Source organism: Streptomyces sp. NPDC001536, from assembly GCF_042894505.1.
GTDB lineage: Bacteria > Actinomycetota > Actinomycetes > Streptomycetales > Streptomycetaceae > Streptomyces.
In genome coordinates this window covers 324,912-345,097 of sequence record NZ_JBIAVQ010000006.1, presented here as the reverse complement: position 1 = coordinate 345,097, position 20,186 = coordinate 324,912, and the positions used below count along the sequence as shown (strand labels likewise).

General features: G+C 69.8%; 15 protein-coding genes. 7 read left to right on the top strand and 8 right to left on the bottom strand.

Annotated elements, in window-relative coordinates; all coding sequences use genetic code 11:
- Positions 1-2: 2 nt before the first annotated feature.
- From ACFY0U_RS19440 to ACFY0U_RS19420, 5 genes are read right to left on the bottom strand one after another with little or no spacing between them, the layout of a single operon-like run.
- Positions 3-2,927, bottom strand: a complete 2,925-nt coding sequence (locus ACFY0U_RS19440; protein ID WP_388636935.1) for a glycoside hydrolase family 2 TIM barrel-domain containing protein — start codon at positions 2,925-2,927, stop codon at positions 3-5.
- Positions 2,924-3,763, bottom strand: coding sequence for a carbohydrate ABC transporter permease (locus ACFY0U_RS19435; RefSeq protein ID WP_388636931.1), 840 nt, complete (start codon positions 3,761-3,763; stop codon positions 2,924-2,926). Before ACFY0U_RS19435 ends, ACFY0U_RS19440 begins: the two co-directional genes overlap by 4 nt.
- A gap of 12 nt (positions 3,764-3,775) precedes the next feature.
- Complete coding sequence (locus ACFY0U_RS19430; RefSeq protein ID WP_388636928.1) at positions 3,776-4,726, bottom strand: carbohydrate ABC transporter permease; 951 nt, start codon at positions 4,724-4,726, stop codon at positions 3,776-3,778.
- Positions 4,726-6,012 (bottom strand): extracellular solute-binding protein, encoded by a 1,287-nt coding sequence (locus ACFY0U_RS19425; RefSeq protein ID WP_388636926.1) that lies wholly within the window; start codon positions 6,010-6,012, stop codon positions 4,726-4,728. The genes ACFY0U_RS19430 and ACFY0U_RS19425 overlap by 1 nt, the downstream gene beginning before the upstream one ends.
- A gap of 51 nt (positions 6,013-6,063) precedes the next feature.
- A complete protein-coding gene (locus ACFY0U_RS19420; RefSeq protein WP_388636923.1) occupies positions 6,064-7,110 on the bottom strand; it encodes a carbohydrate kinase family protein in 1,047 nt (348 codons plus the stop codon).
- 151 nt (positions 7,111-7,261) lie between these two features.
- On the opposite strand from ACFY0U_RS19420, the gene ACFY0U_RS19415 reads away from it, so the two are divergent.
- From ACFY0U_RS19415 to ACFY0U_RS19400, 4 genes are all read left to right on the top strand, one after another.
- Positions 7,262-8,026, top strand: coding sequence for a DeoR/GlpR family DNA-binding transcription regulator (locus ACFY0U_RS19415; protein ID WP_388636920.1), 765 nt, complete (start codon positions 7,262-7,264; stop codon positions 8,024-8,026).
- Positions 8,023-9,360, top strand: a complete 1,338-nt coding sequence (locus tag ACFY0U_RS19410) for a 6-phospho-beta-glucosidase (RefSeq protein WP_388636917.1) — start codon at positions 8,023-8,025, stop codon at positions 9,358-9,360. Before ACFY0U_RS19415 ends, ACFY0U_RS19410 begins: the two co-directional genes overlap by 4 nt.
- Before the next feature lie 94 nt (positions 9,361-9,454).
- Positions 9,455-12,508, top strand: a complete 3,054-nt coding sequence (locus tag ACFY0U_RS19405; RefSeq protein WP_388636914.1) for an alpha-mannosidase — start codon at positions 9,455-9,457, stop codon at positions 12,506-12,508.
- Positions 12,509-12,511: 3 nt separating this feature from the next.
- A complete protein-coding gene (locus ACFY0U_RS19400) occupies positions 12,512-13,762 on the top strand; it encodes an alpha-L-fucosidase (RefSeq protein WP_388636911.1) in 1,251 nt (416 codons plus the stop codon).
- 193 nt (positions 13,763-13,955) lie between these two features.
- Here ACFY0U_RS19400 and ACFY0U_RS19395 read toward each other — a convergent pair whose 3' ends face one another.
- Together ACFY0U_RS19395 and ACFY0U_RS19390 are read right to left on the bottom strand one after the other, a co-directional pair.
- Positions 13,956-15,635 carry a carbohydrate binding domain-containing protein gene (locus ACFY0U_RS19395; protein WP_388636908.1) on the bottom strand — a complete coding sequence of 560 codons (1,680 nt, stop codon included), beginning with the start codon at positions 15,633-15,635 and terminating at the stop codon, positions 13,956-13,958.
- Between the two features lie 135 nt (positions 15,636-15,770).
- A complete protein-coding gene (locus tag ACFY0U_RS19390) occupies positions 15,771-16,904 on the bottom strand; it encodes an ATP-grasp domain-containing protein (RefSeq protein WP_388636905.1) in 1,134 nt (377 codons plus the stop codon).
- Between the two features lie 269 nt (positions 16,905-17,173).
- On the opposite strand from ACFY0U_RS19390, the gene ACFY0U_RS19385 reads away from it, so the two are divergent.
- Positions 17,174-18,082, top strand: a complete 909-nt coding sequence (locus ACFY0U_RS19385; RefSeq protein WP_388636902.1) for a metallophosphoesterase family protein — start codon at positions 17,174-17,176, stop codon at positions 18,080-18,082.
- The gene (locus tag ACFY0U_RS19380; protein WP_388636899.1) at positions 18,030-18,704 is read left to right on the top strand and encodes a 4'-phosphopantetheinyl transferase; all 675 of its coding nucleotides are present in this window, start codon (positions 18,030-18,032) and stop codon (positions 18,702-18,704) included. The genes ACFY0U_RS19385 and ACFY0U_RS19380 overlap by 53 nt, the downstream gene beginning before the upstream one ends.
- 9 nt (positions 18,705-18,713) lie before the next feature.
- On the opposite strand, the gene ACFY0U_RS19375 is transcribed toward ACFY0U_RS19380, so the two are convergent.
- Positions 18,714-18,941: a hypothetical protein gene (locus ACFY0U_RS19375; protein ID WP_388637208.1), complete on the bottom strand. Its 228-nt coding sequence runs from the start codon at positions 18,939-18,941 to the stop codon at positions 18,714-18,716.
- Between the two features lie 220 nt (positions 18,942-19,161).
- Between ACFY0U_RS19375 and ACFY0U_RS19370 the strand changes: the two genes are divergently transcribed.
- Positions 19,162-20,184 (top strand): alpha/beta fold hydrolase, encoded by a 1,023-nt coding sequence (locus ACFY0U_RS19370; protein ID WP_388636897.1) that lies wholly within the window; start codon positions 19,162-19,164, stop codon positions 20,182-20,184.
- The last annotated feature ends 2 nt before the right edge of the window (positions 20,185-20,186 follow it).

The window sequence follows — 20,186 nt, the reverse complement described above, 5'->3', positions numbered from 1 at the left end:
GTTCAGAGAGTGCGCAGGGTCCAGCTCCAGCGGTGGACACCCGGTGCGACCAGACAGGAGGGGAAGGTGTCGGGGCCGCACGAAGCCGTGCCGAGACCCCGGTGGGCCGCGTCGAGGTGCACCACGCACCCGGCACGCGGCACCAGTTGGTCGTGATGGGTGGCGGAGGTGAGGTCCTCGGCCCGGTAGCGGGTCACCGAGACCTGCCGTGGCTCGTCGAGCGCGACCGTCAGCCCGGTCGCGTCCGGCGCCGACAGGGTGAAGTGCCGTACGCCGCTTCGGCCGCCGCTCTCCTGCGGACGCAGATAGGGGGTGAACAACTCGTCGACCGGGACGGAGTGATGGCCCACGGGTGCGCCCGCGCTGCGGTCGGGATACGACTCCCAGGGCCCCTGCCCGAACCACTCCAGCAGGTCCAGGCCCGCCACCGTCTCGAACACCGACCCGACCCGCGCCACATCGTCGAACTCCGCAGGCAGCTCGGCCTCCTCGTCGATCCGGACGCCGCCCTCGACCGGCGTCAGCACCTGCCGGTGCCGCACGACGCCGAGGGTGCCGGCGTACTCCGCGACCACGGTCACCCGACCGTCGTCCTCCCGCACCGACACCGCCTTGCGCACGAGCGAGTCGAGGCCCCACGTCCGCCAGCGCAGCGCCATGCCGCCCAGCTCGTCGTTGTCGGTGGGCGCCCGCCACAGGGACAGGGTGGGGGCGGCGGTGAGCAGGGGATGGACCAGCAGCCCGTCGGCGTCGACCTCGACAGAACGATTCTCCAACAAGACCGGCACCGGAACCGCTTCTCGCAGCCGCACCCGCGGCAGACACACCACGGTGCCCCGCGGCGCCCACGTCTCGTCCCGCGCGGTCGTCACCCGCAAGGTCAGCCAGGCCTCGCCGCCCTCCCGCGGTACCTCGAAGGGCAGTGGCACGACCGCCGTCTCACCGGGCCGCAGATCCGGCAGCCCGGCGGGCGCGGTCACCGTGTCGCCGTCGGCGAGCGACAGCTCCCACTCGCCGGCCAGCCAGTCCAGGCCGCGGAAGTGCTGATGGTTGCCGAGCACGATGCCCTCGTGCTTGAAGCACTCGATACGCACCGGCGCCGCGATCTCCCGGTGCTCGTACAGCGCGGGCTTGGGCGTGCGGTCCGGGAAGACGACGCCGTCCGCGATGAACGCGCCGTCGTGGATCGTCTCGCCGAAGTCGCCGCCGTACGCCCAGCGATGGCCGGGCGCGGCGACACCGTTGTCATAGAGCCCGGCGCCCCCACGCCCGACCGGTCTTCCGTCGTTCACACGTTGGAGGATGCCGTGGTCCCAGAACTCCCAGATGAACCCGCCCTGAAGACCTGGCGTGGACTCGATGGCCGCCCAATGGTCCGCGAGCGTGCCGTTGCTGTTGCCCATGGCGTGCGAGTACTCGCACTGGATGAGGGGCCTGGTCTGCTCACCGGACAGGGCGTGGGCGACACAGTCCTCCAGCGGCGCGTACATCGGGCAGGCGATGTCGGAGGCGTCGTCCGTCGCCGCCCAGTCGAGCTTGGCGGCGCCCTCGTACTGGATCGGGCGTGTCGGATCGTGCCGGCGCACCCAGCCCGCCGCGGCGTCGTGGTTGGCGCCGTAGTCGGACTCGTTGCCCAGCGACCAGATGATCACCGACGGGTGGTTCTTGTCGCGGAGCACCATCCGCGAGACGCGGTCCACGAAGGCGTTCAGATAGCGCGGGTCGTCGGCGATCTCGTGGGCGTGGTCGTGGGACTCGATGTCCGCCTCGTCGACGACGTAGAAACCGAGCTCGTCGGCGAGGTCGTACAGTCCGGGGTCGTTCGGGTAGTGGGCGGTACGGATCGCGTTGAAGCCGAACCGCTTCAGCAGGACGAGATCCGCGCGCATGTCGTCGTACGACACCGTCCGGCCCGTCAGCGGATGGAAGTCGTGCCGGTTCACGCCGCGGATGTACACCCGCTCGCCGTTGACGAGGAGGTTGCGGCCGACGATCTCGACGTCGCGGAAGCCGATGCGGTGGTACGAGGTGTCGGCGACCGTTCCGTCGGCGCGGTGCAGCCGGACGGTCAGGCCGTACAGCTCGGGCGTCTCGGCGTTCCAGGTGCGCACCTCGGCGACGGTGGTGTGCAGCCGTACCTCGCCGAGGAAGCCGGAGACCCGCTCGTCCTCGACGTTGGCGCGGTCGAACTCCGCGTCCTGGGCGATGGGGCGGCCGTCCAGCTCGCCGGTGACGTACCACCCGTCGGGCAGCGCGCCGCCCGCGTCCCGTACCCGGCAGTCGACCCGCAGCTCACCGCTGTACGCCGCCCGCACGGTCACATCCGCGAGGTACAGGGGGTCGGTGGCGTACAGCAGCACCGAGCGGGTGATCCCGCCGTGCCACCACTGGTCCTGGTCCTCGATGTGCGAGGCGTCGGACCACTTGACGACGGTGAGGCGCACGGTGGCGCGCTCGCCGGGCCGGACGAAGGGCGTGAGGTCGAACTCGGCGGCGAGGTGGGAGTCCTTGGAGATGCCGACGGAGCGCCCGTCCACCCGCACGAGCAGCACGCTCTCGGCGGCGCCGACCTGGAGGACGATCCGGCGGCCGGCCCACTCGGCGGGGATGTCGACCGAGCGCTCGTACACACCCGTCGGGTTTCTGTATACAGGCGACAGGGGCGGGAATTCCGCATACGGCATACGGACGTTCGTGTACTGCGGCAGGTCGTCGGTGTCCTGCATGGTCCAGACGCCCGGCACGTACGCCGTCGACCACGGACCGCCGACCGGCGCGTCCGGAGCTGGCAGCAACTGGAAATTCCAGTCACCGTCCAGGGGGAGTGCTCCGGTGCGCCGGTCGACGGCGTTCATGGGCAGTCGTCCCCAGGAGGTCACCTCGGGTGCCTCCCAGGGGCGCAGGGCGAGCAGGGGATCGCTCGTCATCCGCGCACGGCTCCCTTCGCGAGGTCGCCGATGATCTGCTTGGCGCCGACCGCGAACACGATCAGCAGCGGGATGAGGGCGAGCAGGGCGCCGGTCATCACGATGCCGTAGTCGGTGGTGCCGTGCGTGCCGTTGAGCTGGGACAGCGCGACCTGGAGCGTCACGTTGTCCGGGTTGGTGAGGGCGATCAGGGGCCAGGCGAAGTCGTTCCACTGGCCCATGAAGGTGAAGATGCCGAGGAAGGCGAGACCGGGGCGGACCACCGGGAGCGCCACGTGCCAGTACTGGCGCAGGAAGTTCGCGCCGTCGAGCTTGGAGGCGTCGAGCAGCTCGTCGTGGATGGCGGTCTTCATGTACTGGCGCATCCAGAAGATGCCGAAGGCGTTGGCCGCGGCCGGCACGATCAGCGCGGTCATCGAGCCGATCCAGCCGATCTTCGCCATGATCACGAACTGCGGGATGACGGACAGCTGCGCCGGCACCATGAAGATGACCATGAGCAGCCCGAACAGCACGTTCTTGCCCGGGAACTCGAACTTGGCGAAGACGAAGGCCGCGAGCGAGTCGAAGAGCAGGACCAGGAAGGTCACCGACGCCGCGACCAGCAGCGAGTTCCACATCGACCCGAAGAAGTCGATGGCGTCGAAGAGATTGCGGACGTTCTCCAGGAAGTGCGTGCCCGGCAGCAGCTTCGGCGGGTACGAGAAGATCTCCGACGAGCTGTGCGTCGACATGATCACGGCCCAGTAGAACGGGAAGGCCGAGATCAGCGTGCCGAGGATCAGCGGGAGGTGCAGCGCGATCCCTCTGCGGCGGGACCCCTTGATGGATGACATGGCGCGCCCTTCCTAGTCGCCCCGGCGCTGCACGAGGCGCCAGTTGATGATCGAGAAGAGGACGACGACGAGGAAGATGCCCCACGCCACGGCGGCGCCGTACCCGAAGTCGTTGTTGTCGAAGGTCTGCTGGAAGAAGTAGAGGACCATCGTCTGGCCGGAGTGGCCCGGACCGCCCGCGAACGTCGAGTCGTTGGACGAGGTCTGGAGCAGGACCTGTGGCTCGGAGAAGCTCTGCAGACCGGTGACGGTCGAGACGACCAGCACGAAGAGCAGCGTGGGACGCAGCAGCGGGAGCGTGATCCGGAAGAAGGTCTGGATCGGCCCGGCGCCGTCCATGCGCGCGGCCTCGTACAGGTCGCTCGGGATGGTCTGGAGGCCGGCGAGGAAGATGATGGCGTTGTAGCCGGTCCACTGCCAGGTCATCAGGGCCGCGATGGTGACCTTGATGCCCCAGGGCGTGTTCAGCCAGGCCACCTGGTCGAGCCCCACCGCGTTGAAGACGGCGTTCACCATGCCGTTGTTGGTGGCGAAGATCGAGCCGAAGACGATCGCGATGGCGACGACCGAGGTGACGTTCGGCAGGAAGTACGCGACGCGGTACAGGCTCTTGAACCGCACCGCGGAGTTGAGCATCACGGCCGTGACCATCGCCAGGAGGATCATGGGGAAGGTGGCCAGCGCCCAGATGATGATCGTGTTGCCGATCGAGTTCCAGAAGTCGCTGTCGCTCAGCAGGTACTGGTACTGCGAGAGCCCGGCCCACTCCATCGAGCCGAGGCCGTCCCAGCGGTGGAAGGACAGGTAGAGCGAGAAGCCGACCGGGAACAGGCCGAAGCCCAGGAAGATCAGATAGAAGGGGGAGATCGCGGCATACAGGTGCCAGTACTTGCGGATGCCCTTCTTCGGCTGGGACGGCGAGGGCTGCGCGACAGCGGGCGGGGTCTGTTCGAGGACGGCCATCAGTAGCTCACCCCCAGGTGCTTCGCGATGCGGCGGCACTTGCTCATGGCGTCACTCCAGGCCTTCTTCGGGTCCTTGCCGAGGACGCCGACGTTCTTGATCTCGTCCTTGATGGGCTGCCCGAGAGCGACGTCGAACGGGCTGTTGTAGGCGACGACGATCTTCTGCGCGGCGGGTCCGAAGACGTCGGTGGTGACCTGGCCGCCGAAGAAGTCGTCCGGCTCCTGCATCTGCTTGAGGTCGTAGGAGGCGGGCGTGGAGGGGAAGAGGCCCGCGTCGACGTAACCTTGCGCCTGGTTGGTGGAGTTGAGCATCCAGGTGATGATCTGGAAGGCCTGCTCGGGCTCCCGGCACGCCTTGGTGATCGACAGGAACGAACCGCCGTTGTTGGCGGGCCGCACCGGCATGTCGGCCACCCGCCACTTGCCCTTGGTCTTCGGCACGCCGTTCTTGATGTCGAAGCTGGCCCAGGAGGCGCCCAGTTGGCTCGGCAGCGTGCCGTCCTGGATGGCGGAGAGCTGGTCCGGGGTGCCGCTGACCAGGTCCGAGACGATCCCGCGCCGCTTGGCCTCGACGGCCAACGCCCAGGCGTCGCGGACATGTTGCTGGTCGCCGATGAAGCGGCGGTCCTTGTCGACGTACCGCTTCGCGCCCTGCTGCACGACGTTCTCGAAGACGGAGTTGACGTCGGTGAGCAGCTTGGCCCCCGAGACCCGCTTGCCCAGTTGCCCGCCCGCGTCGAAGAACTTCTCCCAGGTGTCGAGCTCCTTGGACACGTCCTCGGGTTCGTACGGCAGCCCCGCCTCGCGGAACACCTCGTACTGGTAGTAGTGCGCGACCGGCCCGCAGTCGATCGGGAAGCCGACCATCGTGCCGTCGTCGGCGATGCCCTGGTCCCACTTCCAGGGCAGGTACTGGTCCTTGTACTTCTCCGCGCCCAGCGTCCGCAGATCGATGAACTGGTCCGCGTTGGGGAGGTACGCGGCCATGTCCTCGCCCTTGAGCCCCGCGATGTCGGGGATGTGGGCCTTGCCGGTGATCGTGGTGATCAGCTTGGAGCGGTACTGGCCGCCGATCTGGATGGCCTGGAGGTCGACCGAAGTGTCGTAGCGGGCCTTGGCGTTCTTGACGACGGTGTCGCTCAGACCGCCGCTCCAGTACCACAGGACCATGTTCCGGCCGGTCGAGCCGGTCGGAACGGCACAGCCGGACGCCAGGCCGCCGAGCGCCGTGGCGGCCGTACCGGCCAGGCCCGCGCGCAGCAGGCCTCTTCGTGAGAGCCGCACAGCTCCCACCGCCTTTCGGGGGTTTTCGGGTCTTCGCATATGTACGGGGGGTCAGAACTGCCGTGCGGGGGGAGTGACGGGGGCGTACTGGACGGGAGGCCCGGGGTCGGCCGGGATCCGGTCGGACAGAAAACCGTATGCGGTCTTCAGTTCACGGTCGGCCGACGACAGGTCGCGGTCGGCCTTCGACAGCGACCGCCACCAGCGGTCGACGCCGTACCATCCGGGTGCGGCCAGCGCCCCACCCGGATGCCGGACGGACAGCCCGGCCGCGAGCACCGCGAACCGCAGCCGTTCCGCCAGCGGCCAGCCGCCGAGCGAGGCCGCGACGAAGCTCGCGCCGAACACGTCCCCGGCGCCCGTCGCGTCCAGGACATCGATGTCGAGGGCGGGGACGTCCGCGTACTCGCCCGTGGTCTGGTCCACGGCCACCGCGCCGTCCCCGCCCCGCGTGACCACCGCGACCGGCACCAGCTCGGAGAGCGTGCCGAGCGCCGCGACCGCGCTGTCGGTACGGGTGTAGGCCATCGCCTCGGTCTCGTTGGGGAGGAAGGCGTGGCACAGCTTCAGCTGGTCCAGCAGGTCCGTGGACCACTGCTGGGTGGGGTCCCAGCCGACGTCGGCGTAGATGTGGGTGCCGTTGGCGGCGGCCTTGGCGATCCACTCGCGGGGTTCGGCCTCGAGGTGGACGAGGGCGGTGCGCGCCTCGGGCGGGTCGCCCATCAGCGTGTCCTGCGAGTACGGGGGTTCCTGGCCGTGGGTGACCAGGGCGCGGTCGTCGCCGTGCGCCAGGGAGACGGTGACGGGGGTGGGCCAGCCGTCCGCGGTGCGGGAGAGCGAGAGGTCGACGCCCTCCTGGTCGTCGAGGACGTCCCGGCAGTACTCGCCGTAGAAGTCGTCGCCGAAGACCGTGGCCAGGGAGGTCCGCAGGCCGAAGCGGGACGCGGCGACCGCCAGGTTGGCGATGCCGCCGGGGCCGCAGCCCATGCCGGCCGTCCAGATCTCCTCGCCCGGCGTGGGCGGCCTGCCCAGCCCCGTGAGGACGAGGTCGTAGAAGAGCAGCCCGGTCAGCAGCACATCGGGCCGGTCGTCGTCCACGCGCACATCCTCTCGTCCGGCACCCAGGGGGGAGCTCGTCAAAACTCTTCAAATTCGATGACCGGAATCGTGCGCCGCTCAGCGACATTGGTCAATACCCGAGCAGAAGTGAGCATGGAAATGATTGGCAATGACGAGTACTGTTCACGTCGTGCTGGCAGAACGACGACATCAACTCATCCTGCGGGCCCTGCGCTCCGGCGGTCCCGCGGCCGTGACCGACCTCTCCGAGCAGCTGGGTGTGAGCCCCGCCACGATCAGGCGTGACCTGGTCAAACTCGAGGAGGACGGGCTGCTCACCCGTGTCCACGGCGGCGCCCGCGCCGAGGAGGGCGACCAGCCCTTCGCCGAGGTCGCCGAGGTGCGCGTGGCCGAGAAGGACGTCATAGCCGCGCATGCGGCTTCGATGATCAAAGATGGTCAGTCGGTGCTGCTCGACATCGGCACCACCGCCTACCGCCTGGCCCGCCAGCTGCACGGCCGCCGTCTCACCGTGATCACCAGCAACCTGGTGGTCTACGAGGAACTCGCCGACGACGAGGGCATCGAGCTGGTCCTGCTCGGCGGCATGGTCCGCCGCGAGTACCGCTCCCTGGTCGGCTTCCTCACCGAGGACAACCTCCGCCAGCTGCACGCCGACTGGCTCTTCCTCGGCACCAGTGGAGTGCGCCCCGGTGGGCAGGTGATGGACACGACGGTCGTCGAGGTGCCGGTCAAGCGCGCCATGATCAAGGCGAGCGACAAGATCGTGCTGCTCGCCGACGCGGCGAAGTTCCCGGGTACGGGGATGGCGAAGGTCTGCGGTCCCGAGGACCTGGACGTGGTGGTGACGAACGCGCCGGTGAACACGGCGACGCGGGCCTCCCTGGAGGAGGCGGGCGTGGCGGTGGTCGTGGCAGGAAAGGTTCAAGCGTGAAGTTGACGATTCTGGGCGGCGGCGGATTCCGTGTGCCGCTCGTGTACGGGGCGCTCCTGGGGGACCGGGGCGAGGGGCGGGTCACGGAAGTCGTTCTGCATGATCTGGACGACAGCCGACTGTATGCAGTCGCCCGTGTACTGGCTGAACAGGCGTCGACCGTCGCCGACGCCCCCACGGTCACCGCCACCACCGACCTCGACGAGGCGCTGCGCGGCGCCGACTTCATCTTCTCCGCGATCCGCGTCGGCGGCCTGGAGGGCCGTGCCGACGACGAGCGGGTGGCCCTCGCCGAAGGCGTCCTCGGCCAGGAGACGGTCGGCGCCGGAGGCATCGCCTACGGCCTGCGCACGGTCCCCGTGGCCGTCGACATCGCCCAGCGGGTGGCCCGGCTCGCCCCCGACGCCTGGGTCATCAACTTCACCAACCCGGCGGGCCTCGTCACCGAGGCCATGTCCCGCCACCTCGGCAACCGCGTCATCGGCATCTGCGACTCACCGGTCGGCCTCGGCCGCCGTATCGCCCGGGTGCTCGGCGCGAACCCGAAGGAGGCGTGGATCGACTACGTCGGCCTCAACCACCTCGGCTGGGTCCGCGGCCTGCGCATCGCGGGCCGCGACGAACTCCCGCGGCTGCTGGCCGACCCCGAACTCCTCGGCTCCTTCGAGGAGGGCAAGCTCTTCGGCGTCGACTGGCTCCAGTCGCTCGGCGCGATCCCCAACGAATACCTGCACTACTACTACTTCAACCGCGAGGCCGTCCGCGCCTACCAGCAGGCCGAGAAGACCCGCGGCGCCTTCCTCGCCGACCAGCAGGCCGCCTTCTACGAGGAGATGCGCCGCCCGGACGCGGCCGCCCTCACCGCCTGGGACCGCACCCGCGCCGAGCGCGAGGCCACCTACATGTCCGAGAACCGCGAGAGTGCCGGCGCCGGTGAGCGCGACGCCGACGACCTGTCCGGCGGCTACGAGAAGGTCGCCCTCGCCCTGATGCGGGCCATCGCCCGCGACGAGCGCACCACCCTGATCCTCAACGTCCGCAACGAGGGCACGCTCTCGGTGCTCGACAACGATGCCGTGATCGAGGTGCCGTGCCTCGTCGACGCCAACGGCGCCCACCCGGTCGCCGTCGCCCCGCTGCCCGACCACGCGAGCGGCCTGGTCTGCTCGGTCAAGGCGGTCGAGCGCGAGGTGCTGGCCGCCGCCGACTCCGGGTCCCGTACGACGGCGGTGAAGGCCTTCGCGCTGCACCCGCTGGTCGACTCCGTGAACGTCGCCCGTCGGCTGGTGGAGGGGTACACCGAGGTCCATCCGGGCCTGGCGTACCTTAAGTGAGCACACGAGGGGAAAGCGCTTTCCCTCTCGTCATGCCCCGCCCCGCCCACCGCCCTCCGCTTCCACCCCCTCGCTCCCTTCCTGGAGACCCCTCATGCACGACGAACGCCGCCGGATCGAGGAACGCGTAGAGCGCCTCCACAACCAGCGCATCAAGCCCGCGATCTACGCGGCCACCGTCCCCTTCGAGGTCGAGGCCTGGCAGGCGCCGGGAGAGCCGGTCTCCTTCGAGGAGGCCGCGGCGGCCCGCTACACGCCCTTCGCGATGGACACCCCCTGGGGCCCGCCCTGGGGCACCACCTGGTTCCGGATGCGGGGCGAGGTGCCCGCCGAGTTCGCGGGCAAGCGCGTCGAGGCGGTCATCGACCTCGGCTTCGTGGGCGACTGGCCCGGCAACCAGGCCGAGGCGCTGGTCCACCTGCCCGACGGCCGCCCCCTGAAGGCGGTCAACCCGCTCAACCAGTACGTGCCGATCGCCAACCCGGCGACGGGCGGCGAGCAGATCGACTACCTGGTCGAGGCGGCCTCCAACCCCGACATCCTGGCGAACAACTTCGAGGCCCCGACGCTGCTCGGCGATGTACTGACGGCAGGCGACCGTCCACTGTATACATTCCAGCGCGCCGACATCGCCGTCCTCGACGAGGAGGTCTGGCACCTCGACCTGGACCTCCAGGTGCTGCTCGGCGTCATGGTCCACCTCGGCGAGCACGAGCCGCGCCGCCACGAGATCATGCACGCCCTGGACCGGGCCATGGACGTCCTCGACCTCGACGACATCTCCGGCAGCGCGGCGGCGGTCCGCGAGGTGCTCGCCCCCGTGCTGGCGAAGCCCGCCCACGCCAGCGCGCACACGGTCTCCGGCGTGGGTCACGCCCACATCGACTCCGCCTGGCTGTGGCCCATCCGCGAGACCAAGCGCAAGACGTCCCGCACCTTCTCCAACGTCACCTCGCTCGCCGACGAGTACGACGACTTCATCTTCGCCTGCTCCCAGGCCCAGCAGTACGAGTGGGTGCGCGACAACTACCCGCACGTGTGGGCCCGTATCCAGGAGTCCGTGAAGAAGGGCCAGTGGGCCCCGGTCGGCGGCATGTGGGTCGAATCCGACGGCAACCTGCCCGGCGGCGAGGCCATCGCCCGCCAGCTCATCCACGGCAAGCGGTTCTTCATCGAGCACTTCGGCATCGAGACCAAGGGCGTCTGGCTGCCGGACTCCTTCGGCTACAACGCCGCCTACCCGCAGCTCGCCAAGCTCGCCGGCAACGAGTGGTTCCTGACCCAGAAGATCTCCTGGAACCAGACCAACAAGTTCCCCCACCACACCTTCTGGTGGGAGGGCATCGACGGCACCCGCATCTTCACCCACTTCCCGCCCGTCGACACCTACAACGCCCGCTTCAGCGGCGAGGAGATGGACCGCGCCGTCCGCAACTACGCGGAGAAGGGCGCCGGTACGCGCTCGCTGGCCCCCTTCGGCTGGGGTGACGGCGGTGGCGGCCCCACCCGTGAGATCATGGAACGCGCCCGCCGCCTCGCCGACCTGGAGGGCTCGCCCAAGGTCGTCGTCGAGCACCCCGACGAGTTCTTCGCCAAGGCCCGCGCCGAGTACGCGGACGCCCCCGTCTGGAACGGTGAGCTCTACCTGGAGCTGCACCGCGCCACCTACACCTCCCAGGCCCGCACCAAGCAGGGCAACCGCCGCAGCGAACACAAGCTCCGCGAGGCCGAGTTGTGGGCGACGACCGCCGCGCTGCACGCGCCGGGCTACGCCTACCCGTACGAGAAGCTCGACCGCCTCTGGAAGACGGTCCTGCTCCACCAGTTCCACGACATCCTGCCGGGGTCGTCCATCGCCTGGGTGCACCGCGAGGCGGAGGCCGAATACGCCCGGGTGGCCGAGGAGTTGGAGGCACTGACCGGCGAGGCGATCGCCGCGCTGGGCGGCGGGGAGCCGCGGGTGTTCAACACCAGCCCGTTCGAGCGGCGCGAGGTGGTGCGCCGCGGTGACGGCACGACCGCCTGGGTCCAGGTCCCGGCGAACGGCAGCGCCGCCGTGGACAACGCCGTGCCCGACGACCTCGTCGTCGTCGAGGACCGCGCCCTCGACAACGGCTACGTCCGCGTCGAACTGGCCGAGGACGGCACCCTGGCCTCCGTCTTCGACCGGCGTGCCAAGCGTGAGGTCCTCGCGGACAAGGGCAACCTGCTCCGCCTCCACACGGACCTGCCCAACTACTGGGACGCCTGGGACATCGACAAGCACTACAGGAACCGCTACTCGGACCTCGTGGACATCGAGTCCGTGCAGGTCGTGGAGCGGGACGCGCTGGTCGGCTCGATCCGCGTCACGCGCGCCTTCGGCAAGGGCTCGAAGATCACCCAGACCATCACCCTGCGCTCCGGCAGCCCCCGCATCGACTTCGAGACCGAGATCGACTGGCACGAGGCCGAGAAGATCCTCAAGGCGGGCTTCCCGATCGACATCCGTGCCCCGCACTCCTCGGCGGAGATCCAGTTCGGCCACATCCAGCGCCCCACGCACACCAACACCAGCTGGGAGGCGGCCCGTTTCGAGGTCTCAGGGCACCGCTGGGTGCATGTCGCGGAGCCCGGCTACGGCGTCGCGGTCATCAACGACTCGACGTACGGCCACGACGTGACCCGCACGGTCCGTGAGGACGGCGGTACCACGACGAAGGTCAGCCTCAGCCTGGTCCGCGCCCCGCGCGTCCCGGACCCGGAGGCCGACCAGGGCAAGCACCGCTTCACCTACTCCCTGCTGCCCGGCGCGAGCATCGAGGACGCGGTCGCCGAGGGGTACGCCCTCAACCTGCCGCTGCGCGTGGCCGATGCGGCGGGCGAGCCCGAGCCGGTCGTCTCCGTCGACGGCGAGGGCATCACCGTCGAGGCCGTCAAGCTCGCCGACGACGCCTCGGGCGATGTGGTGGTACGGCTCTACGAGTCCCGCGGCGGCCGCGCCCAGGGCGTCCTGCGCACCGGCTTCCCGCTCGCCGGGGCCAAGGTGACCGACCTGCTGGAGCGACCGCTGACCGAGGACGAGGCCGCCGTCGACGGCACGGTCCCCGTGACGCTGCGCCCCTTCCAGATCCTGACCCTGCGACTCGAGCGTGCCGAGGTGAGCTGACCCGTGCCCATGCAACCCTGGTTCACCGACGCCAAGTTGGGGATTTTCGTCCACTGGGGCATCTACGCCGTCGACGGCGTCCAGGAGTCCTGGTCGTTCTACGACGACATCGTCCCGCACGACCAGTACATGACCCAGCTGGACCGCTTCACCGGCGCCAAGTACGACCCTCGCGCGTGGGCCGACCTCTTCGCCCGCGCCGGCGCCAGGTACGCCGTCCTGACGACCCGTCACCACGACGGAGTCGCCCTGTGGGACACGGAGTTCGGCGACCTCAACCTCGGCAAGGACTACATCGGTCCCTACGCCGAGGCGCTGCGCGAGAAGGACCTCAAGGTCGGCTTCTACTACTCGCACTCCGACTGGAGCCACCCCGACTACGCCACCACGCGCAAGCCGGGCCGCCCGCCGGAGCAGGAGGACAACCGCTACTCCGAGTGCTCCGCCGAGGACGAGGACCTGGCGGCCTGGGAGAGGTTCATCGCCTACCGGGACGGTCAGATCCGCGAGCTGTCCTCCCGCTACCGGCCCGACCTGATGTGGTTCGACGGCGAATGGGACCGCAGCGAGGAGCAGTGGCGCATCCCCGAACTCGCCGCGCTCATACGCTCGTACAACCCCGACGTCGTCTTCAACGCCCGCATGCTCAGCGAGGGCGACTACGCCACCCCCGAGCAGGGCGCACCCATCGAACCGCCCAGCGGTCCCTGGGAGTTGTGCCTCACCATCAACGACTCGTGGGGCTACCAGCACCAGGACCACAACCACAAGTCGCTCACCCAGCTGATCCGCTACTTCACCGAGACCATCGGCGGGGGCGGCAACCTGCTGCTCGACGTCGGCCCGATGGAGGACGGCACCATCCCGCAGCCGCAGGTGGAGCGCCTCGAAGGGCTGGGGGAGTGGATCGCGAAGCACGCGGAGGCGGTCTACGGGACGGTGCGCGGACTGCCGGCCGGGCACCACTACGGGCCCAGCACCCTCTCCGCCGACGGCCGTACCCTCTACCTCACCCTGTTCGACATCCCCCGCGCCGAGATCGGCGTCCGCGGCCTTGCCACCCCGGTCCGCAAGGTCACCGTCCTCGGCAGCGGCACCGAACTCGCCCACCGTGTCGTCGGCGGACTGCACGAGGCCGTCGGCGTGCTGTGGATCGACCCGCCCGCCGAGGCCGACCTCGACCCGCACGCCACGGTGCTCGCCGTCGAACTCGACGGGGAACTGGAGCTGTACCGAGGCGCGGGACGGTTCTGACGACACCGCGGAGGACCGTTTCCGTCAGGAACCAAGAAGGCGGCATGTCACCAGGTCACGGCGGGTTTCCAGGCCGCCGTGACCTTTCTGGCCGCCGCCTCCCCGAAACCGTCGGCGAACTGCCCCCACGCCTGGCCGAGTTGGCCCAGGCGTGGGGGTACCCGATCGCTTGACTCAACCGGTATCGGCCGACTCAGCCGGTGAAGCCGGCCGTGATCGAGGTGAACTGCCAGTTGCTCTGGCTGATGCCGGAGCAGTTGCTGACCACGCCGCCGCCCGGGCAGGGCCGGTCGCGGTTGACGGACCAGAACGCGAGCCGCGCGATGTGGTGGGAGTTCGCCCAGTCCCGGATCGAGGTCCAGGTCGCGGTCGAGGTGAGCTCCTGCTGGTCGGAGAGCCCGTTCATACCGGAGATGCCGATGTGGGCGTAGGCCGTGGCGTCGTCCCAGCCGAAGGTCGACTTCAGCTTGGTCTTCAGCCCCTCCGTCGCGTTCACGGTGTTGCCGTACATGTCGGCACCGCCGCCGAAGTCGAACGGCATGATCGTGAACACGTCGATGCCGGCGTTGAGCGCCTTGGCCTGCTCGATGAGCCGGTTGCCCCAGTACGTCGGACCGGTCGTCGACGTCCCGAAGGTCAGGACGGTCCGCAGCCCCGGGTTGTTCGCCTTGACGATCTTCAGGGCGTTCAGGATCCGGTCCTGCACGGTCGCGTTCTCGAATTCGTCCGTGTTCTCGATGTCGACGTCGATCGCCTTGAGCCCGTAGGCGTCGATCACCTTCTGGTAGGCACCCGCCAGCGCCTCGGCGGTGGAGCAGTTCGGCCCGAGCTTGTTGCCGCTCCAGCCGCCGATCGACGGCACGATGTCCCCGCCGGCGGATCGGATGGAGTTGATGACGGTCTGGTCATTGCCGCCGGTCAGCGGCCTGCTGCCGTCCCAGGCCGGGTTGCAGCCGCCGGAGGACAGGATGAACGCCATCGTGTACCACTTGATCCCGGTCGAGCTCATCACCGAGGTGGCGCTCGGCGGATCACCCCAGCCGAGGTAGAGATAGGGCGCGGCCTGCTTGAATCCGGTACCGCCCCCGCCGCCCGCGTCCGTCGTGACGCTCACGGCGTTGGAGACCGCCGAGGAGTTCCCGGCCGCGTCCCGCGCCCGGACGGTGAACGTGTAGGCGGTACTGGCGGAGAGCCCGCTGACCGTGGCGCTCGTGCCGGAGACGCTGAGCACCTGGTTCGACCCGCTGTAGATGTCGTACGCCGTGACACCGACGTTGTCCGTCGAGGCGTTCCACGCCAGCGACACGCTCGACGACGTCTTCCCGGTGGACCGCAGACTCGCCGGCGCGGTCGGCGCCTGCGTGTCCGAACCGCCGCCCGGGCCGTCGAGGTTGATGTCGTCGGCGTAGTAGGTGCCCTGCGCGTACCACCCGTGGGTGTAGACGGTCGCGCTCGTCTGCGAGGCACCGGTCGTGAAGGACACGCTGAGCTGGCTGTACGCCGACGGCGACGAGGTCCACGTGGACGAACCCCCGTCCACACCGAGGTAGACGTAACTGCCGCGCACCCAACCGCTCAGCGTGTACGCGGTGTTCGGCCGCACGGCGACGGTCTGGCTGCACTTGGCGATGTCACTCGAACTCACCGCCCCGGCCAGCGCCCTGGAGCCGCTGCGCACGGGGGAGGAGACGACCGACCCGAGATTGCCGGTGCAGGACCAGGGGCTCAGGGCCCCGGACTCGAATCCGGGATTGGTCAGAACATTGGCCGCTTGGGCCGTACCGGGCAGAGCGACGGCCCCGGTCAGTGCGAGAGCCGCGGTGCCCAGGAGAGCGAAGAGACGTCTGGGACGCCGTAGGGGTGGAGTGCGCACGTGATCTCCCTGAAGAAATGGGGGTGTTCGGGAGGACAGGGAAGTGCGCAACACAAGTTGGTATGGACCAATCCGCCTGTCAAGGGTGAGGGAGGGAATTGGTCCATACCGGTGGGTGGGGGATGCCCCGACGATCTAGAGCGGCAGTACCTGACCCGCGGCCGAGACGGAGTCGACGGCAACCGGCTCGGGCGCCGCAGGCGCCGGCAGCGGTTCCGGCATCTCCGCCCTCTGATGCGGAATCGCCACCGGTCGAAGCTGACGCGGCCCCGACACCACCGTGTAGTCCTGCCCCAGGAACGGCGGAGTCATCTCACCCGGGTCCTCACCCAGCGCCAACTGCACAGCGGCCCAAGGCGCGTTGACCCCGCACAGCGACAGCTGGTGCAGCCCGCCCGCGGGCCGCGTGTTGACATCCATCAGCACCGGCGTGTCCCCGAACATCCGGAACTGGATGTTGGACAGGTAGTGCAGCCCGAAGCCCTCCGCGATCATCCGCGCCGGCTCCAACCACTGCTCGTGCAGCGTGAACCCACGACGGCGCCCGTTCTTGGTGCGGCCCACCGCCAGCCGGATCCGGTTGTCGGGACCCGTGAGGCAGTCGACCGAGACCTCCGGCTGCTCCAGACGCGGCATGACCAGCCAGTCCACCGGCTCGTCGGCCTGCGTCAGCGCCTCCACGACCGTGTCCAGCGGTACGTACGGGCTGGGAAAGCCGTTGAGGTGAACGAGCGAGAAGGGGGCGCGCGTGATCACGCGGAAGCCCACCCCGCCCGCACCGGACGCCGGCTTGAAGCACGCCTTGTGCCCGTCCGCCTCCAACTCCTCGACGGCGACGACGAGTTCCTCGGCGGTCCGCACCCGGTACCACGGTGGCACAGGCACCCCGATGGCCTGTACGGCCTCGTAGGCGATCACCTTGTCGTGGAAGACGGCCACCGCCTCCGGCGGCGGCGCGAGGAGTGCCGTACCGGCCGCCTCGAAGTCCGCGCGGTGCGCCACGATCGCCGACTGGTGCAGCCGGGGTACGAAGACGTCGATGCCGCGGCGCGTGCACTGGTCGAGCGCGTACTCGACGTACGCGGCGGGGGACAGGCCCTCCGGCTCCAGCTCGGCGGTGTCGGCGGCGGCCAGTACGGGGGAGTCCGCGTCGCCGTGCGTCGCATGGATCTCGACGGCCCGATCACTGGGATTTCGGCGCAGCTGATCCATGAAGAACACGTTCTCCGCGTACGTGCGGTTGAGCCAGACGCGTACGCGAGAGATCATGCAGGCCGCCTTTCGGGGTTTTCGGGCACGGCGAAGCAGGCCGAGCCCGGCCAGGGTGTGAGGAGGGTCACCAAACCGCCCTGCGCGAAGGGAAGTTCATGGCGGTGGTGTTGGGGCGATCATACGGCTTCCGGAGGGTCCCGCGTGCAACGCGCGTGTTACGGATTATTCGATCTTGAACGATGCCTCTTCGCGCCGTGCCGGGCCGCTTGTCCGGGCGCGGTGAATGTGCTGTCGTGGTCCCATTCGTGTGCTCGAAGGGGGCGAGGGTGACGTCGAGGGCCGGTGGTTCCGGACAGCTGCTGGCCATCAGCGACCTGCACGTCGGCTATCCGGAGAACCGCGCCCTCGTCGAGGAGATGCGCCCCGGGACGGACGAGGACTGGCTTCTCGTGGCCGGTGACGTCGCCGAGACGGTCTCCGCGATCCGCTGGACCCTGCAGACCCTCGCCGGCCGCTTCCGCAAGGTCGTCTGGGTCCCCGGCAACCACGAGCTGTGGACCCACCCCGACGACGAGGTCACCCTGCGCGGCGTCGAGCGCTACGAACACCTCGTCGCGCTCTGCCGCGAGCTCGGTGTCATCACCCCCGAGGACCCCTATCCCGTCTGGGAGGGCCCCGGCGGCCCGGTCGCCGTCGCCCCGCTCTTCCTGCTGTACGACTACTCCTTCCTGCCGCCCGGCTGCTCGACCAAGGAGGAGGGGCTGGAGTACGCGTACGGCACCGGCATCGTCTGCAACGACGAGCATCTGCTGCATCCCGACCCCTATCCGAGCCGCGAGGCCTGGTGCCGGGCCCGGGTCGAGGCGACGGCCCGCAGACTCGCCGAGCTGCCCGACGACCTGCCCACCGTGCTCGTCAACCACTACCCCCTGGACCGGCACCCGACCGAGGTGCTCTGGTACCCCGAGTTCGCCATGTGGTGCGGCACCCGGCTCACCGCGGACTGGCACCGCAGGTTCCGCGTCGAGACCATGGTCTACGGTCATCTGCACATCCCGCGGACCACCTGGCACGACGGTGTCCGCTTCGAAGAGGTGTCGGTCGGATACCCCCGGGAGTGGCGCGAACGCCCCGACCCGCCGGGCCGGCTGCGCCGCATCCTGCCCAAGGAGGTCGGACCTCGTGATCGAGGAGCTGCTGCCGGACACGGTGGTGGCCGTGGAGACGTACGGTGACGACGAGAGCGCGCCGCTGTACCCCGAGGAAGCGGCGGTCGTGGCGCGGGCGGCGGACAAGCGCCGGCGCGAGTTCGCCGCGGTGCGCTCCTGTGCCCGGCGCGCCATGGAGAAGCTCGGCGTCCCGCCCCGGCCCGTCCTGCCCGGCGCCAGCGGTGCCCCGCAGTGGCCCGCCGGCCTGGCCGGCAGCATGACCCACTGCGACGGCTACCGCGCCGCCGCCCTGGTCCGCGCCGCCGACCTGGCCTCCCTCGGCATCGACGCCGAGCCCCACGAGCCGCTCCCCGACGGAGTCCTCGCCGTCACCTCCCTGCCCGCCGAGGCGGACCGGCTGCGCCGGCTGGCCGAGGAGCGGCCCGACATCCACTGGGACCGGCTGCTGTTCAGCGCCAAGGAGTCCGTCTACAAGGCGTGGTTCCCGCTCACCGGGAAGTGGCTCGACTTCAGCGAGGCCGACATCGAGCTCTTCGCCCACCCCGGCGAACGGCTCGGCGGCGGCCTCAGCGCCGAACTCCTCGTACCCGGACCGACGGTGGGCGGCCGGCGGCTGAACCGCTTCGAGGGCCGCTGGACCGTGCGGCGCGGGCTGGTCGCGACGGCCGTCGTGGTGCCGCACACCTGAGCCGGGCCCTCACGGACGCGGGAACCAGCTCTGGAGCAGCCGGAAGAACTCCTCCTCGTTGCCCACGAGGCCCGCGTCCGCCAGAGCCTGCTCCGCCTCCGCGAGCACGGCGGGCGGCACGACGGGTGGTCGCCGAGCGTCCGGCGGACCGTCGAAGGCGGCGCGCACGGTGTGCAGAAGCCGCAGGTAGGCCTGGACGGCGGTGCGCTCGCGGTCGGTCAGTACGGCGGTGTGCATCGGTCGGCTCTCCCCAAGTCGGCTCATCGGTCGCGCACCCTCACAAGGGGTGCGACTCCAGCTTGCCGCCCACCACTGACAATGGGGCCCGGCCACTCCTCGGTTCGCCCGCTTAGCGGAGGCGAAACCTCAGCGAAATCACCGGTGGGAATGGAGTTCTACGCTGGAGTGCAAGGGCTTTCGGCCGCTGTCCGGCGGCCAGGGAACGGGAGGCACGTGCGTGGTCGACGTCCCGCACCGGCGCCCCGCGCGCACCGTACGGCTGCGCTCGGTGGGCGACGGTGAACTCGAGTTGCAGTACCGGGTGGTGCACGGCTACCGCCGGGCCTTCCGGATGGCCGGCGAGGGGCCCGCGCTGGTCCTCATCCACGGCATCGGGGACTCCTCCGCCACCTGGGCCGAGCTGATCCCCGACCTCGCCCGCACCCACACCGTCATCGCCCCCGACCTGTTGGGCCACGGCGCCTCGGACAAACCGCGCGCCGACTACTCGGTGGCCGCGTACGCCAACGGGGTGCGCGATCTGCTGACCACCCTCGGCATCGAGTCGGCGACGCTCGTCGGGCACTCGCTGGGCGGTGGCGTGGCGATGCAGTTCGCCTATCAGTTCCCCGAGCGCACCGAGCGGCTCATCCTGGTCAGCGCGGGCGGGGTGGGGCGTGAGGTGAATCCCGTACTGCGGATGGTGTCGCTGCCCGGGGCCGACCTGATGCTGTCGTCGTTGCGGCTGCCCGGGATGCGGTGGCAAGTGGGCCTGGCCGTACGGCTGATGAAGCTGCTCGACACCGATCTCGGACAGGACGCCCCCGACTTGCTGAACCTCGTGGACGCGTTGCCGGACGAGACCTCGCGCAACGCCTTCATCCGCACGTTGCGCGCGGTGGTCGACTGGCGGGGGCAGGTGGTGACCATGCTCGACCGGTGCTATCTGACCGAGGGCATGCCGACGATGCTGCTGTGGGGCGACCGGGACAGTGTGGTGCCGGTGCGGCACGCGTTCGGGGCGCACGAGGCGATGCCGGGGAGCCGGCTGGAGATCTTCGAGGGGGCGGGACACTTTCCGTTCCACGCCGATCCGGGGCGGTTCGTCTCCCTGGTCGAGGAGTTCACCGCGACCACGGCTCCGGCGGACTGGAGCCGTGAGCACTGGCGCGAGCTGCTGTGCGAGGGCCGGCCCGGCCTCCCGCTGAGCCGGGCCACCGAACGCGACCTGCGCGAGGCGAGCGAACGCAGCGCGACCTGAAC

What these genes read in the sequence shown, in the direction of transcription:
- ACFY0U_RS19375 (WP_388637208.1), bottom strand. Translation starts at nt 18,941, where the DNA reads ATGCACACCGCCGTACTGACCGACCGCGAGCGCACCGCCGTCCAGGCC.
- ACFY0U_RS19435 (WP_388636931.1), bottom strand. Translation starts at nt 3,763, where the DNA reads ATGTCATCCATCAAGGGGTCCCGCCGCAGAGGGATCGCGCTGCACCTC.
- ACFY0U_RS19440 (WP_388636935.1), bottom strand. Translation starts at nt 2,927, where the DNA reads ATGACGAGCGATCCCCTGCTCGCCCTGCGCCCCTGGGAGGCACCCGAG.
- ACFY0U_RS19430 (WP_388636928.1), bottom strand. Translation starts at nt 4,726, where the DNA reads ATGGCCGTCCTCGAACAGACCCCGCCCGCTGTCGCGCAGCCCTCGCCG.
- ACFY0U_RS19405 (WP_388636914.1), top strand. Translation starts at nt 9,455, where the DNA reads ATGCACGACGAACGCCGCCGGATCGAGGAACGCGTAGAGCGCCTCCAC.
- ACFY0U_RS19390 (WP_388636905.1), bottom strand. Translation starts at nt 16,904, where the DNA reads ATGATCTCTCGCGTACGCGTCTGGCTCAACCGCACGTACGCGGAGAAC.